The organism is Kitasatospora sp. NPDC057198, assembly GCF_042670125.1.
Taxonomy (GTDB): domain Bacteria; phylum Actinomycetota; class Actinomycetes; order Streptomycetales; family Streptomycetaceae; genus Kitasatospora.
In genome coordinates this window covers 1-14,934 of the sequence record NZ_JBHUWH010000171.1, presented here as the reverse complement: position 1 = coordinate 14,934, position 14,934 = coordinate 1, and the positions used below count along the sequence as shown (strand labels likewise).

At 75.3% G+C, this 14,934-nt stretch carries 15 protein-coding genes; 12 read left to right on the top strand and 3 right to left on the bottom strand.

Annotated features, from left to right (window positions below; genetic code table 11):
* Nucleotides 1–74 precede the first annotated feature (74 nt).
* Entirely contained in the window at nt 75–572 is a 498-nt protein-coding gene (locus ACFUEL_RS20045) for a hypothetical protein (RefSeq protein WP_380237723.1), read from the top strand.
* Nucleotides 573–609: 37 nt separating this feature from the next.
* Here ACFUEL_RS20045 and ACFUEL_RS20040 read toward each other — a convergent pair whose 3' ends face one another.
* The gene (locus ACFUEL_RS20040) at nt 610–969 is read right to left on the bottom strand and encodes an ArsR/SmtB family transcription factor (RefSeq protein ID WP_380237722.1); all 360 of its coding nucleotides are present in this window, start codon (nt 967–969) and stop codon (nt 610–612) included.
* Between the two features lie 152 nt (nt 970–1,121).
* Between ACFUEL_RS20040 and ACFUEL_RS20035 the strand changes: the two genes are divergently transcribed.
* From ACFUEL_RS20035 to ACFUEL_RS20005, 7 genes are all read left to right on the top strand, one after another.
* Nucleotides 1,122–2,468: an MFS transporter gene (locus tag ACFUEL_RS20035; protein WP_380237721.1), complete on the top strand. Its 1,347-nt coding sequence runs from the start codon at nt 1,122–1,124 to the stop codon at nt 2,466–2,468.
* A gap of 194 nt (nt 2,469–2,662) precedes the next feature.
* Nucleotides 2,663–3,514, top strand: a complete 852-nt coding sequence (locus tag ACFUEL_RS20030) for a fumarylacetoacetate hydrolase family protein (protein WP_380237720.1) — start codon at nt 2,663–2,665, stop codon at nt 3,512–3,514.
* A gap of 82 nt (nt 3,515–3,596) precedes the next feature.
* Nucleotides 3,597–4,898 carry an enolase C-terminal domain-like protein gene (locus ACFUEL_RS20025; protein ID WP_380237725.1) on the top strand — a complete coding sequence of 434 codons (1,302 nt, stop codon included), beginning with the start codon at nt 3,597–3,599 and terminating at the stop codon, nt 4,896–4,898.
* Between the two features lie 14 nt (nt 4,899–4,912).
* Nucleotides 4,913–5,689: an SDR family NAD(P)-dependent oxidoreductase gene (locus tag ACFUEL_RS20020; protein ID WP_380237724.1), complete on the top strand. Its 777-nt coding sequence runs from the start codon at nt 4,913–4,915 to the stop codon at nt 5,687–5,689.
* Nucleotides 5,686–6,663: an aldo/keto reductase gene (locus ACFUEL_RS20015; protein WP_380237718.1), complete on the top strand. Its 978-nt coding sequence runs from the start codon at nt 5,686–5,688 to the stop codon at nt 6,661–6,663. The genes ACFUEL_RS20020 and ACFUEL_RS20015 overlap by 4 nt, the downstream gene beginning before the upstream one ends.
* Nucleotides 6,664–6,705: 42 nt before the next feature.
* Nucleotides 6,706–7,431: a FadR/GntR family transcriptional regulator gene (locus tag ACFUEL_RS20010; protein WP_380237717.1), complete on the top strand. Its 726-nt coding sequence runs from the start codon at nt 6,706–6,708 to the stop codon at nt 7,429–7,431.
* Between the two features lie 25 nt (nt 7,432–7,456).
* On the top strand, nt 7,457–8,341 hold the full coding sequence (locus ACFUEL_RS20005) for an amidohydrolase family protein (RefSeq protein WP_380237716.1): 885 nt from the start codon (nt 7,457–7,459) through the stop codon (nt 8,339–8,341).
* A 61-nt stretch (nt 8,342–8,402) separates the two neighbouring features.
* Here the strand turns inward: ACFUEL_RS20005 and ACFUEL_RS20000 are convergent, their stop codons facing one another.
* Nucleotides 8,403–10,049, bottom strand: coding sequence for an acyl-CoA dehydrogenase family protein (locus ACFUEL_RS20000; protein ID WP_380237714.1), 1,647 nt, complete (start codon nt 10,047–10,049; stop codon nt 8,403–8,405).
* Nucleotides 10,050–10,095: 46 nt separating this feature from the next.
* The gene (locus ACFUEL_RS19995) at nt 10,096–10,704 is read right to left on the bottom strand and encodes a TetR/AcrR family transcriptional regulator (RefSeq protein WP_380237713.1); all 609 of its coding nucleotides are present in this window, start codon (nt 10,702–10,704) and stop codon (nt 10,096–10,098) included.
* Between the two features lie 97 nt (nt 10,705–10,801).
* On the opposite strand from ACFUEL_RS19995, the gene ACFUEL_RS19990 reads away from it, so the two are divergent.
* The 4 genes from ACFUEL_RS19990 to ACFUEL_RS19975 form a co-directional block, all read left to right on the top strand.
* Nucleotides 10,802–12,337 (top strand): class I adenylate-forming enzyme family protein, encoded by a 1,536-nt coding sequence (locus ACFUEL_RS19990; RefSeq protein WP_380237712.1) that lies wholly within the window; start codon nt 10,802–10,804, stop codon nt 12,335–12,337.
* A gap of 23 nt (nt 12,338–12,360) precedes the next feature.
* Nucleotides 12,361–12,954: a TetR/AcrR family transcriptional regulator gene (locus ACFUEL_RS19985; protein WP_380237711.1), complete on the top strand. Its 594-nt coding sequence runs from the start codon at nt 12,361–12,363 to the stop codon at nt 12,952–12,954.
* Nucleotides 12,955–13,212: 258 nt separating this feature from the next.
* A complete protein-coding gene (locus ACFUEL_RS19980) occupies nt 13,213–14,148 on the top strand; it encodes a TauD/TfdA dioxygenase family protein (protein ID WP_380237710.1) in 936 nt (311 codons plus the stop codon).
* Between the two features lie 133 nt (nt 14,149–14,281).
* Nucleotides 14,282–14,934 (top strand): MFS transporter (locus ACFUEL_RS19975; protein WP_380237709.1); only part of this gene is annotated, 653 nt, incomplete at its 3' end.

The following is a 14,934-nucleotide window of genomic DNA, read 5'->3' as shown; positions in this document are numbered from 1 at the left end:
GCAGTACCCTCTGCCGACGAGGACGTTCGTGTGCGTCGGCCCGCCCCGGCCCGGCCGCGCCAGGAGGGGGACCCATGAAGCGCCCGGCCACCGCCTGGACGGCCACCGCGACGGCGGTCGCCGCCGTCGCCGCCGTCGCCGCCGGAGTGGCGGTCGTCCGGCAGGGCGGCGGCTCCGACGCCGACGGCCCGGCCGCCAAGGGCGCCGCGGCCTCCCCCGGCCGGGCCGGCACCGGCCAGGTCCTCCCGCACCCGGGCCCGGACGGGCTGATCTGGATCGCCGACTGGATCGGCAACGGCGGCGCGGCCAGCGGCGGCGCGAATCCCTCCGGTCAGCCCGTCACCATCACCCTCGCCTGCCTCGGCGACCGGCCCGGCGAGGCCCGGGTGGTCTTCACCTCGGCCTCCGGCAAGGGCAAGCCGACCGAGTTCACCGTGACCTGCCCGCCCGGCACCACCGGCACCGGCTCGACCACGGTGGCCGCCCCGCGGGCCGTCTCCTACTCGGTGGGCGTGACCACCTCGGACCCCGGCCTGCACTGGGGCCTGACGGTCACCCAGCCGGATTCCTGACCCCCGTCCCCCACTCCCCCTCCCGCCCCCGGAAGCCTCACTGCTCCGGGGTCCAGGCGGCGACCAGGTCGAGCAGGCCCGGGAAGCGCGCGTTCAGGTCCGCCACCCGGACCTGGCTGCGGCGCTCGAGGCCGTACTGCCGCTGCCGGGTGACGCCCGCCTCGCGCAGCGCCTTGAAGTGGTGGGTGAGCGAGGACTTCGGCCGGTCCAGGCCGAACCACTGGCAGGGGTGGTCGAACTCCTCGGACTCCAGCAGGAGTTTGCGGACGATGGTCAGCCGCAGCGAGGAGCTGAGCGCGCCCATCACCTCCTCCAGCCGCAACTCCCCGACGGACGGCTCCGGGAGCGGCTCGGGCAGGCCGGGCGGCTCCGGGAGGACCTCGAAGGCTGCGGACATGGGCGGCTCCTCGTCTTCTCGCGCTCCGGCGCCACGCGCCCCGGCATCTCGCGCTCCGGCATCCCGTTCAGTACGACTCCAATCGTACTGCATGCTAAGTTCGACTTAACTCGTACTGACGGGCGCCGACAGGCAGATCAGGGGGAACTCCCATGTCCGGAACCGGAATCAGCTCCGCACCCAGCCCCGCACCCAGCCCCGCATACAGGGCCGCGAGCAGGAGCGGAGGGGGCGGGGGCGGCCCGGCGGCCGTTCCGCTGCGGTGGGTGTGGCTGGCCGCCTGGCCGATCACCGCCGTCTTCGTGCTGTCGAACGCGGCGACGCCGCTGTACGTGCTGTGGCAGCGCGACATCGGCTTCTCCAAGGGCACCCTGACCGTGGTGTTCGCCTGCTACATCGTCGGACTGATCGGCTCGCTGCTGGTCTCCGGCGTGCTCTCCGACCGGATCGGCCGCAGGCCGGTGCTGCTCCCGGCGCTGGGGCTGGCGCTCGTCGCCTGCCTGGTGTTCGGGACGGCCGGGAGCGTGGCCGCGCTGATCGTGGCGCGGCTGTTCACCGGCGTCGCGGTCGGCGCGGTGGTCTCGGCCGGGATGGCGGCGGTCACCGACGTGGCCGGGCCGGAGCGCCGGCGGACGGCCGCGCTGCTGGCCTCCTGCGCGATGGTGTTCGGCGCCGGGCTCGGCCCGCTGCTGGCCGGGTTGCTCTCCGAACTGGCCCCCGGACCGACGGCCACCGTGTTCGGCGTCGAGGCCGTACTGCTGGCCCTGGCCGTGCTGGCGGTGCTGCGGATGCCGCTGCCGCTGCCGCGCCCCTGGAACGCTCGGGACGACCAGGACGCTCGGGACGACCGGGACGACGACGGCCACGGCGGCGGGCGCGGCGACTGGGTCCGGGTGCCGGGCGTCCCGAGCGGTCGGGGCCGTCAACTCGCGCTGGGCGTGGCGGTGTTCGCGCCCGGCATCACGGCCACCTCGTTCGTGCTCTCACTCGGCCCGTCCCTGCTGTCCGGCCTGCTCGGCACCACCAGCCGGATCGTGGCGGGGTCGATGGCCTTCGCGATGTTCCTCACCGCCACCGGCGTGCAGTTCGCCGTCCAGCGGCTGCGCCGCCGCACCGTCCTGGCGCTCGGCGCGGCGGGCACCGCGCTGAGCATGCTCGCCCTGGCCGCGGCGGTGCGCTCCGGCTCGGCCGCCGCCCTGCTCGCCGCCGCCCTGCTGGCCGGCGCGGGCCAGGGGCTCGGCCAGCTCGGCGGCCTGTCGCTGCTCAACTCCACCGTCCCGCCCCGGCGGCTGGCCGAGGCCAACGCCGCGCTCAACGTGGGCGGTTACGTCCCGGCCGGCCTGCTGCCGGTATCGGCCGGCTACCTCAGCGACGCCGCGGGCCTGACCACCGGCGCCACGGTCTTCGCCGCCGTCCTCGCCGTCCTCGCCGCCCTGGGCGGCCTCCTGGTGCTGACTGCTCCGCGCCGCACCACCGACCCGGATTCATCGGATGCCTGAGCGGGCAGAACGGCACAGGATTGCGCAATTCCCCCAGCCATTGGCCCACCGTCCGAAAAATACATCGGATGACTTCTTGTCGGAGGCGGAGGCGGCGGCCTAGTCTCGTCCCGCCCCCGTTCCCAGCCCCGGCCGCGGCCCGACCGCGTCCCCGACCGCGCTCCCGGGCGCCGTCCGAACCACAGGAGGACCCCATGAAGCTGCTGCGCGTCGGCGCGCCCGGCGAGGAAGCGCCCGCGGTGCTGGCCGAGGACGGGACGGTCCGGCTGCTGACCGGGCTGACCGGGGACGTCGACGGGGCGTTCCTGGCCGGGGGCGGGGTCGAGCGGGTGCGGGCGGCGCTCGCGGCGGGCGAACTGCCGGCCCTGGACGCGGACGGCCTGCGGATCGGGGCCCCGGTGGCCCGGCCGGGGAAGGTGGTCTGCATCGGGCTCAACTACCGCGACCACGCGGCGGAGACGGGTGCGGCCATCCCGACCCGGCCGGTGGTGTTCATGAAGGACCCGGCCACCGTGGTGGGCCCGTACGACGAGGTGCTGATCCCGCGCGGCTCGGTGAAGACCGACTGGGAGGTGGAGCTGGCCGTGGTGATCGGGCGGCGGGCCCGCTACCTGGAGTCGCCCGCCGCGGCGGCGGCCTGCGTGGCCGGGTACGCGGTCAGCAACGACGTCTCGGAGCGCGAGTTCCAGTTGGAGTTCTCCGCGCAGTGGGACCTCGGCAAGTCCTGCGAGACCTTCAACCCGCTGGGCCCGTGGCTGGTCACGCCCGACGAGGTCGGCGACCCGCAGGCGCTCGGGATGCGGCTGTCGGTCAACGGGGAGGTGCGGCAGGACGGCGACACCAAGGAGATGGTCTTCGACGTCCCGTACCTGGTCTGGTACTTGAGCCAGTACATGGTGCTCAACCCGGGCGACGTGGTCAACACCGGCACCCCGGCCGGGGTCGCGCTCGGCCGCGGCGACCAGCCGTACCTGCGGGCGGGCGACGTGGTCGAGCTGTCCGTGGACGGCCTCGGCACCCAGCGCCAGACCTTCGTCGACGCGTGAGGGGCCGGAGTTGACCGCCACCACCGCCACCACCACCGCCGCCGCCACCACCGACGCCCGTACCGGCAGCGCCGTCGCGCGGATCACCGCGCTCGACACCTACGACGTGCGCTTCCCGACCTCGCGCGAGCTGGACGGCTCGGACGCGATGAACCCGGACCCGGACTACTCCGCCGCCTACCTGGTGCTGCGGACCTCCGCCGACGACGGGCTGGAGGGGCACGGGTTCGTCTTCACCATCGGCCGCGGCAACGAGGTGCAGGTCGCGGCGCTCGACGCGCTGCGCGCGCACGTGGTCGGGCGGCCGGTCGCCGAGCTGTGCGCCGATCCGGGCGCGCTCTCCCGGGCGCTGGTCGGCGACAGCCAACTGCGCTGGCTGGGCCCGGAGAAGGGCGTGATGCACATGGCGATCGGCGCCGTGCTGAACGCGGTCTGGGACTTGGCGGCCAAGCGCGCGGGCCTGCCGCTGTGGCGGCTGCTGGCCGAGGCCGAACCCGAGTGGCTGGTCTCCCAGGTCGACTTCCGCTACCTGACCGACGCGCTCACCCCCGAGCGGGCGCTGGAGCTGCTGCGCGCGGGCCGCGCGGGCGCCGCCGAACGCACCGTCGCACTGCTGCGCAGCGGCTACCCGGCGTACACCACCTCGCCGGGCTGGCTCGGCTACGACGACGCGAAGCTGACCCGGCTGGCGCGGCAGGCCGTCGCGGACGGCTTCACCCAGATCAAGCTGAAGGTCGGCGCGGACCTCGCCGACGACGTCCGCCGGCTGCGCACGGCCAGGGCGGCCGTCGGCCCGGACGTGCGGATCGCGATCGACGCCAACCAGCGCTGGGACGTCGCGCAGGCGATCGAGTGGACCAACGCGCTGGCGGAGTTCGACCCGTACTGGATCGAGGAGCCCACCAGCCCGGACGACGTGCTCGGCCACGCCGCGGTGCGCCGGGCGGTCGCGCCGGTGAAGGTCGCCACCGGCGAGCACGTGCAGAACCGGATCGTGTTCAAGCAGCTGCTCCAGGCCGGGGCCGTCGACGTGCTGCAGCTGGACGCGGCCCGGGTCGGCGGCGTCAACGAGAACCTGGCGGTCCTGCTGCTGGCCGCCGAGTTCGGCGTCCCGGTCTGCCCGCACGCGGGCGGCGTCGGCCTGTGCGAACTCGTCCGGCACCTCTCGATGTTCGACTGGGTCGCGCTGTCCGGCACCGTCGAGGACCGCGCCATCGAGTACGTCGACCACCTGCACCAGCACTTCACCGACCCGGCGGTGATCACGGACGGCCACTACGCGGCACCCACCGCCCCCGGCTTCTCCGCCACCATGCACCGGGCCTCGATCGACACCTACCGCTACCCCGACGGGGCTTACTGGGCAGAGGAGTTGGGCGCATGAGCGACTTCCGGGGCATGAGCGACTTCCAGGGCGTGCGCGCGGTCGTCACCGGCGGCGCCTCCGGCATCGGGCTGGCCACCGCCCGGCTGCTCGCCGAGCGCGGCGCCGCGGTCGCCGTCCTCGACCTGAGCCCCGGCGAACTCCCGCCCCCGCTGCGGGGGTTCACCGCCGACGTGGCCGACGACGGCTCGGTGCGGGCGGCCGTCGCCGCGGCCGCCGAGGCGCTCGGCGGGATCGACGTGCTGGTCAACAACGCCGGGATCGGCGCGGCCGGCACCGTCGCCGACAACGACGACGCGCAGTGGCACCGGGTGCTGGACGTCAACGTGCTGGGCGTCGTCCGCACCACCCGCGCCGCCCTCCCCCACCTGCGCGCCTCGGTGCGCTCCCGGCCGGGGGCGACCGCCGCGATCGTCAACACCTGCTCGATCGCCGCCACCGCCGGGCTGCCGCAGCGCGCCCTGTACTCGGCCAGCAAGGGTGCAGTGCTCGCGCTCACCCTGGCGATGGCCGCCGACCACGTCCGCGAGGGCATCCGGGTCAACTGCGTCAACCCCGGTACGGTGGACACCCCCTGGGTCGGCCGGCTGCTGGACGCCGCCGACGACCCGGCCGCCGAACGCGCCGCGCTCAGCGCCCGCCAGCCCACCGGGCGGCTGGTCTCCGCCGAGGAGGTCGCCGCCGCCATCGCCCACCTGGCGTCCCCGGCCGCCGGCTCCACCACCGGCACCGCGCTCGCCGTCGACGGCGGCATGCAGGGGCTGCGGCTGCGCCCGGAGCCCGCCGCGTGAACCGGACCCTCGGCCGCTCCCGGGTGACCGTCGGCGCTCTGTCGTTCGGCGCAGCGGCCATCGGCAACCTGTTCACCGCCGTGCCCGACGCGCAGGCCGAGGCGGCCGTCGACGCCGCCTTCGCCGCCGGCTACCGCCACTTCGACACCGCGCCGCACTACGGGCTCGGCCTGTCCGAGCGCCGCCTCGGCGCCGCGCTGCGCCACCACCCCCGGCACACCTACACCCTGGCCACCAAGGTCGGCCGCCTGCTCGTCCCCGACCGGCGGCCGGGCCGCGACGGCGAGTTCGACGTCCCGGCCACCCACCGCCGGGTCTGGGACTTCACCGCCGACGGGGTGCACCGCTCGCTCGAGGCCAGCCTGGAACGCCTGGGCACCGACCGGATCGACCTCGTCCACCTGCACGACCCCGACGAGCACGCCGACCAGGCCCTCGACCAGGCGTACCCGGCGCTGGAGCGGCTGCGCGCCGAGGGCGTGATCGGCGCCATCGGCATCGGCATGAACCAGACCGCCGTGCCCGCCCGGTTCGTCCGCGACACCGACATCGACGCCGTCCTGCTGGCCGGGCGCTACACCCTGCTCGACCGGTCCGGCCTGGACGAACTGCTGCCGCTGGCGGTCGAGCGCGGCGTCTCGGTGATCAACGCGGGCGTCTTCAACTCCGGTCTGCTGGCCGACCCCAGGCCCGGCGCCCCCTACGACTACGCCGCCGCCCCGCCGGAGCTCCTGGCCCGCGCCCTCGCCCTCCAGGAGGTCTGCGCCCGCCACGGCGTGCCGCTGCGGGCCGCCGCCCTGCGGTTCGCGGCCGCGCACCCGGCCGTGGCCACCGTGCTGGTCGGCGTGCGCAGCCCCGAACAGGCCCGCGACGCGGCCGAGTTGCTGCGCCGCCCCGTCCCCGCCGCGCTGTGGGCGGAGCTCGCGGGGCTCGGCCTGCTGCCCGCGGACGCGCCGGCCCCCGCGGGCGGGTGACTATCCTGAGGGATCCCGACCACCCCGAGGAGCTGCGGACCAGTGCCAGTCACCGACGAGGCCATCGTGCGGATCAAGGAGATGATCCTCGGCGGCGAACTCGCCCCCGGTGCCAAGCTGCCCAAGGAGGCCGACCTGGCCGAACGGCTGGGCCTGTCGCGCAACTCGCTGCGCGAGGCGGTCAAGGCGCTGTCGCTGATCCGGGTGCTGGACGTCCGGCAGGGCGACGGCACCTACGTCACCAGCCTGGAGCCCGAACTCCTGCTGGACACCCTGGCGTTCGTGGTCGACTTCCAGCGCGACGACACCGTCCTGCACTTCCTCCAGGTGCGCCGGATCCTCGAGCCGGAGGCTACCGCGCTGGCCGCCCGCGCCATGACGGACGCCCAGGTCGCCGCTCTCGGCGAGCTGCTCGCCGCGCTGCCCGAGGACGCCTCGCTGGACGAACTCCTCGCCAACGACCTGGAGTTCCACCGGCTGATCGCCATCGGCTCCGGCAATCCCGTGCTGGTCCCGCTGCTGGACGGCATCTCCGCGCCCACCACCCGGGCCCGGATCTGGCGCGGCCTGACCGAGGAGGGTGCCACCGCCCGCACCCGCGAGCAGCACCGGGCGATCCACTCCGCGCTCGCCCGCCGGGACGCCGACCTCGCCCGAGCGCTGGCCCTGGCGCACGTCTGCGGCGTCGAGCAGTGGCTGCGCGACACCCTGGGCGGGCCTGCGGCCCGGCCCTCCGCCTCCAACGGCGCCGACAGCACGACCAGTTGACGCCCGTCCCTGCCGGGAGCCCACCGTGACCACCGTCCCGTCCCCTGAACTCCCCTCCCCCGGTGGGGTGTTGCGGATCGACGCCCACCACCACCTGTGGGATCCGGCCGCCCGCGCCCACGACTGGCTGGCGGAGCCCGGACTCGCCCCGCTGCGGCGGGCGTTCACCCTGGACGAGCTGGGCCCGCAGGCCCGGGCGGCGGGGGTCGCGGGGACGGTGCTGGTACAGACCGTCACCGAGGCCGGCGAGACGCCCGAACTGCTGGCCGCCGCCGCGGCCGACCCGCTGGTGCGGGGCGTGGTCGGCTGGGTGGACCTGACCTCCCCCGGCGTGGCCGACGCGCTCGCCGCCCTGCGCGAACTCCCGGGCGGCGAACGGCTGGTGGGGGTGCGCCACCAGGTGCAGTCGGAGCCCGACCCGGAGTGGCTGCTGCGTCCCGAGGTGCTGCGCGGCCTGGCGGCGGTCGCCGACGCGGGCCTCGCCTACGACCTGGTGCTCCGGCCGCACCAGCTGCCCGCCGCCACCGGGGCCGCCGCCCGGCTGCCGCAGCTCGCCTTCGTCCTGGACCACCTGGGCAAGCCGCCGATCGCCGCCGGCGGCCTGGCGCCGTGGGCCGGGGCGCTGCGCGCCTTCGCCGCCCGGCCCAACACCTGCGGCAAGCTCTCCGGCCTGGTCACCGAGGCGGGTTGGCGCACCTGGACGGTCGCGGACCTGCGGCCGTACGCGCAGAGCGCACTGGAGTGCTTCGGCCCGGAGCGGCTGATGTTCGGCTCGGACTGGCCGGTGTGCCTGCTGGCCGCCGGGTACGCCGAGGTGGTGGCGGCCGCCGAGGAGCTCACCGGGCAGTTGTCCGGCCCGGAGCGCGGCGCCGTGTTCGGCGGCACCGCGGCCCGGGTCTACCGGCTCTGAACGGCCGGGTCCCTCACGCCCCCGGTAGGCGGCTGCCTCATGCCCCCGGCCGGTGGCCGCCTCACGCCCCCGGCAGGCGGCCGAGCAGTGCGGTGAAGTCGGTGCCCGGGGCGAGGGTGCCGAAGGCCAGCCCGTGGTCGCCGGCCAGCCGGGAGCCGCAGAAGGCGTCGGCGACGGCGGCGGGGGCGTGCCGGACCAGCAGGGCGCCCTGGAGGACGAGCGCGGCGCGTTCGATCACCCGGCGGGCGCGCAGTTGGGCGTCCTCGGTGGGGCGCAGGTCGGCGCGCAGCTCGCGCCAGGCGGCGTCGAGCCGGGGGTCGGCGCCGGCGGCGAGGTCGATCTCGGCGGCGAGGGCGTCGAGCGCCTCGGGTTCGCGGGCCAGGGCGCGCTGGAGGTCGAGGGCGGTGACGTTGCCGGAGCCCTCCCAGATGCTGTTGAGCGGGGCCTCGCGGTAGAGCCGGGGCAGGCCGGAGGCTTCGTCGTAGCCGTTGCCGCCGAGGCACTCCAACGCCTCGGCGACGGCGGCGGGTTGGCGCTTGCACACCCAGTACTTGGCGATGGCGGTGGCGATCCGCAGGAAGGCGCGTTCGGCGGTGTTGCCGTGCTGGGCGCGGTCGGCGGCGCCGGCCAGTCGCAGGGCGAGGGTGGTGGCGGCCTCGGATTCGAGCGACAGGTCGGCGAGGACGTTGCGCATCAGCGGCTGGTCGATCAGCAGGGCGCCGAAGGCGGCGCGGTGCCGGGCGTGGTGGGCGGCCTGGGCGAGGGCGGCGCGGGTGCCGGCGGCGGAGCCGAGGACGCAGTCGAGCCGGGTCATGGTGACCATCTCGATGATGGTGCGCACGCCCTTGCCCTCGGCGCCGACCAGCCAGGCCACGGTGTCGTCGAACTCGGGTTCGCTGCTGGCGTTGGCGCGGTTGCCGAGCTTGTCCTTGAGGCGCTGGATCCGGAAGGTGTTGCGTTCGCCGTCGGGCAGCACCCGCGGCACCAGGAAGCAGGACAGGCCGCCGGGGGCCTGCGCGAGGACGAGGAACAGGTCGTTCATCGGGGCGCTGGTGAACCACTTGTGGCCGCGCAGCCGCCACGTGCCGTCGGACTGTTCGACGGCGGTGGTGGTGTTGGCGCGGACGTCGCTGCCGCCCTGCTTCTCGGTCATCCCCATGCCGGCCAGCAGGCCGCGCTTGCCGGCGGGGGCGCGCAGCCCGGGGTCGTAGGCGCGGCTGGTGAGCAGGGGTTCGTAGGCGGCGGCGAGGTCGGGTGCGTGGCGCAGCGCGGGGACGACGGCGTACGTCATGGAGACCGGGCAGAGGTGGCCGGGTTCCAGGGTGGTGGCGACCATGAAGCCGGCGGCGCGGGCGACGTGGGCGCCGGGGCGGGGGTCGGCCCAGGCGGCGCCGGCCAGGCCGGCGCCGACCGAGAGGTCCATCAGGCGGTGGTAGGCGGGGTGGAAGTCGACCTCGTCGATCCGGTTGCCGTAGCGGTCGTGGGTGCGCAGTTCGGGTTCGTGCCGGTTGGCCTGGTCGGCCCAGTGCTGGGCCTGTTCGCCGCCGGCCAGGCGGCCGAGGCGGTGGAGTTCCTCGCGGTGCCAGCCGGCGCCCTCGCGGTCGAGGCCCTCCAGCAGGACGGCGTCCTCGGCGACGTCGTGGCCGGTCAGCGGGGGTGCCTGGTTGGTGACCCGGTGGGTGGCGGCGGTGGGGTGGCTGGCGGGCACGGGGGCCTCCGGGAGGGTGGGGGTGGGGTTTCAGCTGCGGGTGGTTTCAGCTGCGGGGGGCGCCGGCGCAGCGCAGGGCCAGTGCGGTGAGGTCGGCGAGCAGGGCGTCGAGGTCCTCGTCCCCGGGGCCGCCGAGCGGGTCGACCAGGATCTCGCCGATGGCGCCGGTGAGCGCGGCGGCGGTGATCTCGCCGTTCTGGGCGGGCAGCGCGCCGGTGGCGACGCCCTCGCGGACGACTTCGGCGAACAGGGCGCGGTAGCGGCGGCGGTGGGCGAGGCGTTCGGCGCCGACGGCGGGTTCGGCGGGGGCGGCGAGCAGGGCGTAGGCGAGGCCGCGGTTCTCCAGGGCGCGGCGGGCGAACACCTGGACGCCGCGGGCGAGCCGTTCGACCGGGTCGCCGGGGCCGTGCAGGACTTCGCCGAGCACCTCCACCTCGCGTCCGGCGGCGCGCCGGAACACCTCGACGGCGAGCGCCGCCTTGGAGGGGAAGTGCTGGTAGACGGAGCCGGCGGCGATCCCGGCGGCGTCGGCGACGGCCGTGACCGACGCCTGCGACCAGCCCACTTCCGCGACGACCTCGGTGGCGCGGGCCACCAGGAGCTCCTTGGCGGTGCTGAGCCGGCGGATTTCGGCTGGGGTCTTGCGGTAGGCCATGAAAGAAGTGAACCATCATTCATAGCTTCCCGCCAAGGATCCCCCGAGGACACCCGGTGGCCTCGCCCCCGCGGGTCCGGCACGTCAGGAGAACGTGATGCACCTCAGCGCCCTGTTGGACAGCGTGGTTCGCTCGGGCCGCGACAAGGAGGCCCTCGTCTACCGCGAACAGCGCTGGACGTACGGCGAGTTCGGCGCGGCCGCCCGGCGCGCCGCGACCGTGCTGCGGGAGGCGGGGGTGCGCCCGGGGGACCGGGTCGCGGTGATGACGTACAATACCCCGGCGTTCCTGTTCGCCGCGTTCGGGGCCTGGTACGCGGGCGCGGTGCTGGTGCCGGTCAACCACAAGCTGCAGACCGCCGAGGTGGCCCGCCAACTCGCCCACTGCGGGGCCCGGCTGGCCGTCGTGGACGCCGAGGTCGGCGAGCGCGCCACCGCCGCCGAGGCGGACGTCCGCTGGCTGGTCAGCCACCCGGACGCCGGCCCGGAGCAGCGCCCCGCCGACTGCTTCGAGTCGCTGCTGGCGGCCGCCGCGCCCTGGAGCGGCGAGGCCGGGCCGGACACCGACGTCTCGCAGATCCTCTACACCTCGGGCACCTCCGGCACCCCCAAGGGCTGCGTGCACACCCACCGCGGCATCGCCCTGACCGCCGTCTGCACCGCCGCCACCGTCCCGCTGCACCGCGACGAGCGCTTCCTCATCTGCATGCCGATCTGGCACGCCTCCCCGCTCAACAACTGGACGCTGGGCACCCTGCTGCTCGGCGGCACCGTCGTGCTCCAGCGCGAGTACGAGCCGCGCGGCCTGCTGGAGACGGTCCAGCGCGAACGCGTCACCGCCCTGTTCGCCGCCCCGATCGCGCTGATCGCGCCCGTCCAGGCCGTCCCGGACTTCGCCTCGTACGACCTGTCCTCGGTGCGCGCCTGGATCTACGGCGCCGGGCCGCTGGACGCCGACACCGTGCGCCGCCTGATGGCCGCGTACGGCTCCGATCAGTTCCACCAGGTGTACGGGATGAGCGAGACGGGTCCGGTCGGGGCCTCGCTCTCGCCCGCCGAGCAGGTCGCCAAGGCCGGCGCGATCGGCCGCGGCGGCATGCCCGGCGTCGACCTGCGGGTGGTGCGCCCCGACGGCAGCGACGCCGGGGCCGGGGAGAGCGGCGAGATCTGGCTGCGCTCGGACACCCGGATGGTCGGCTACCTGGACGACGAGGCCGCCACCGCCGAGGTGTTCGCGGGCGACTGGTACCGCAGCGGCGACCTCGGCCGCCTCGACGCGGACGGGTTCGTCACCGTGGTCGACCGGATCAAGGACGTGATCATCACCGGCGGCGAGAACGTCGCCTCCCAGGAGGTCGAGGGCGTCCTGCGCGGCCACCCGGACGTGCTGGACGTCGCCGTGGTCGGCCGGCCGCACCCGCAGTGGGGCGAGACCGTGGTCGCCGTCGTGGTCGCCCGTCCGGGCTCCGCGCTCGACACCGCCGGGATGCGCGCCTGGCTGGAGCCCCGGATCGCCCGCTACAAGATCCCGCGCGAACTGGTGCTGCGCGACGGGCTCCCGCGCACCCCCTCCGGCAAGGTCACCAAGCACGTGCTGCGCGCCGAGCTGACCTCCCCCGGCACCCCGGCCTGAACCGCTTGGCTAAGGTCGGCCGCATGGTCGAGGAACGGATGCGCAGGGGCCCGGGGCGGCCGAGGCAGGAGCACGTCACGGCGTCGGTGCTCGACGCCGTGGTCGAACTGGTCGCCGAGAGCGGCATGGGCGCCCTCACCATGGACGCCGTCGCCGCCCGGGCCGGCGTCGGCAAACCCGCCATCTACCGCCGCTGGCCCACCAAGCAGGACCTGCTGATCGCCGCCGCCGAATCCCGGATCGGCCCGCTGACCGTCCCCGACGCGGGCGACTTCCGCACCGAGCTGCGCGCCGTCCTGACCGCCCGGATGACCGCCTACCGGCAGCCGGGCGTCAACCGGCTGCTCGCCGGGGTGATCGGCTCCGCCGCCGAGGCGGGCGCCGAACCCGGCGCCTACCAGGCGTACACCGCCCGGGTCATGGGCGAGACCCGCCACCTGCTGGAACGCGGCGTGGCCCGCGGCGACGTCCGCCCCGACGTCGACCTCGGCGCCGCGGCCACCCTGGTAGCGGCCGCGCTGGTGTTCCGGATGGTCGCCGAGCAGCAGCTGCCCGACGAGCAGCTGGTCGAGTCGGTGGTGGAGCTGATCGCCCGGGCGGTCGCCGCCACGCCGTGAACCGGAGGGCTGCGCAGCCCGCGTGACCTGCGCCTTCGAGCGGCGCACGGAGGGGAGCACCCCGTCCGTGCGCCGCTCCGGCATGCCCGCGCCCGGAGCCCGTCCGGGGTCCGTCCGGGGCTCGCCCGGGGCCCGCCCGGGGTTCGCCCTCCCTGACCGCCCGTCAGAAAACCGACCGTCCCGGACCCTTGCCCCGGCCCGCCGGAATATCGATACTTCCGGTTACGTAATCAGCGTCCGCTGCTGGGAGGAACCCGCATGCACGCCGTCGCGACCACCCCCGTCGCCGATCCCAAGCCCGTCCTGGACAAGCCGCTCATGCACTACGGGAGCCGGACCCTGGACCGGCTCGCCCCCGGGGCCGAACCGGAGCCCTACGAGCTGCTGGGGATCCGGCCGCTCACCCCGCACTTCGGCGCCGTCCTCGGCGGCGTCGACCTGACCCGGCCGATCGGCGAGGCGCTCGCCGAGGAGCTGCGGCGGGCCCTGGCCGAGTGGAAGGTGGTGTTCTTCCGGGGCCAGCACGGGTTCACCGCCGAGCACCAGCTGGCGCTGTCCGCCGTCTGGGGGCCGCCCGAGCCCAACCCGTTCTTCCCGAAGACCGGCACCGCCGGCGTCTCCCGGCTCGCCAAGGACGCCAAGGCCGCCGGCAACAAGAACATCTGGCACAGCGACCACTCCTTCATGGCCAGCCCGGCCCTCGGCTCGGTGCTGCGCGCCGTCGAGGTCCCGGCCGCCGGCGGCGACACCATGTGGGCCGACATGGCCGCCGCGTACGACAACCTCCCCGCCGACCTGAAGGAGCGGATCGACGGCCTCACCGCCGTCCACGACTGGCTGCCCAGCTGGGGCGCCCTGATGAACGAGGAGCAGCAGGCCGCCTTCCGGCTGAGCTGGCCGCAGGTCGAGCACCCCGTGGTGGTCGACCACCCGCGCACCGGCCGCCGCACCCTGTACGTCAACGAGCCGTTCACCACCCGCATCGTCGGACTCTCCGAGGAGGAGAACCGCGAACTGCTCGACGTCCTGGTGCTCCAGGCGCGCATCCCCGAGTACCAGGTCCGCTTCCACTGGGAGCCCGACTCGATCGCGATCTGGGACAACATCGCCACCCAGCACTACGCGATCAACGACTACTACCCGCAGCGCCGCGTGATGGAGCGGATCGCCATCGCCGGGGTCCCGCTCTCCTGACCCCCGCCGGGCCCGTGCGCACCCGGCGGAGCGCACGGCCCCGCCCCCTTCCCCTCCCGGGACGCCCCTCCCGCGACGCCCCTCCCGAGGCACCCCCTCCCCGAGACGCCCCTCCCTCCCCCAGGAGCCCCCCATGGCCGAGGTGTCCACCGCTCCCCCGCACCCCGCCCCGTCCGCCCCGTCCGCTCCGTCCGCCGGCGGCGGCGCCCGCGCCTGGACGGTGACCGCGCTGCTCGTCGTCCTGATGATGGTCAACTTCGCGGACAAGTCCGTGCTGGGCCTGGCCGCCGACGAGATCCGGGCCGACCTGCACCTGAACGCCACCCAGTTCGGCCTGGCCAACGGCGCGTTCTTCCTGCTCTTCTCGGTGGCCGCCGTGGTCGTCGGACTGGCCGCCGACCGCGTCTCGCCCAAGGTGCTGCTGCTGGTGATGGCCGTCCTGTGGTCGGTGGCGCAGGTCCCGGCCGCGATCGGCGGCGGCCTCGCGGTGCTGGTCACCTCGCGCGTCCTGCTCGGCGCCGCCGAGGGGCCCGCCTTCCCGGTCGCCCAGCACGCCGCGCTGGCCTGGTTCCCCGACCACCGGCGCAACCTGCCCGGCGCGCTGGTCACCCTCGGCGTCACGCTCGGGGTGGTGGTCTCCGCGCCCACCCTCTCCTGGGTGATCCAGCACCACGGCTGGCGGACCGCGCTGTGGGCCCTGGTCGCGGTGGGCGCGCTGTGGGCCGTCGCCTGGAAGGTCCTGGGCGCCGACGGCCGGCACGCGGTCGAGGCCCCGACCGCCGCGAC

Bases quoted from the DNA above. Each gene is read 5' to 3' on its own strand.
- ACFUEL_RS19995 (WP_380237713.1), bottom strand. From the start codon at position 10,704: ATGGCCTACCGCAAGACCCCAGCCGAAATCCGCCGGCTCAGCACCGCC.
- ACFUEL_RS20040 (WP_380237722.1), bottom strand. From the start codon at position 969: ATGTCCGCAGCCTTCGAGGTCCTCCCGGAGCCGCCCGGCCTGCCCGAG.
- ACFUEL_RS19985 (WP_380237711.1), top strand. From the start codon at position 12,361: ATGGTCGAGGAACGGATGCGCAGGGGCCCGGGGCGGCCGAGGCAGGAG.
- ACFUEL_RS19990 (WP_380237712.1), top strand. From the start codon at position 10,802: ATGCACCTCAGCGCCCTGTTGGACAGCGTGGTTCGCTCGGGCCGCGAC.
- ACFUEL_RS20030 (WP_380237720.1), top strand. From the start codon at position 2,663: ATGAAGCTGCTGCGCGTCGGCGCGCCCGGCGAGGAAGCGCCCGCGGTG.
- ACFUEL_RS20020 (WP_380237724.1), top strand. From the start codon at position 4,913: ATGAGCGACTTCCAGGGCGTGCGCGCGGTCGTCACCGGCGGCGCCTCC.
- ACFUEL_RS20045 (WP_380237723.1), top strand. From the start codon at position 75: ATGAAGCGCCCGGCCACCGCCTGGACGGCCACCGCGACGGCGGTCGCC.
- ACFUEL_RS20035 (WP_380237721.1), top strand. From the start codon at position 1,122: ATGTCCGGAACCGGAATCAGCTCCGCACCCAGCCCCGCACCCAGCCCC.
- ACFUEL_RS19980 (WP_380237710.1), top strand. From the start codon at position 13,213: ATGCACGCCGTCGCGACCACCCCCGTCGCCGATCCCAAGCCCGTCCTG.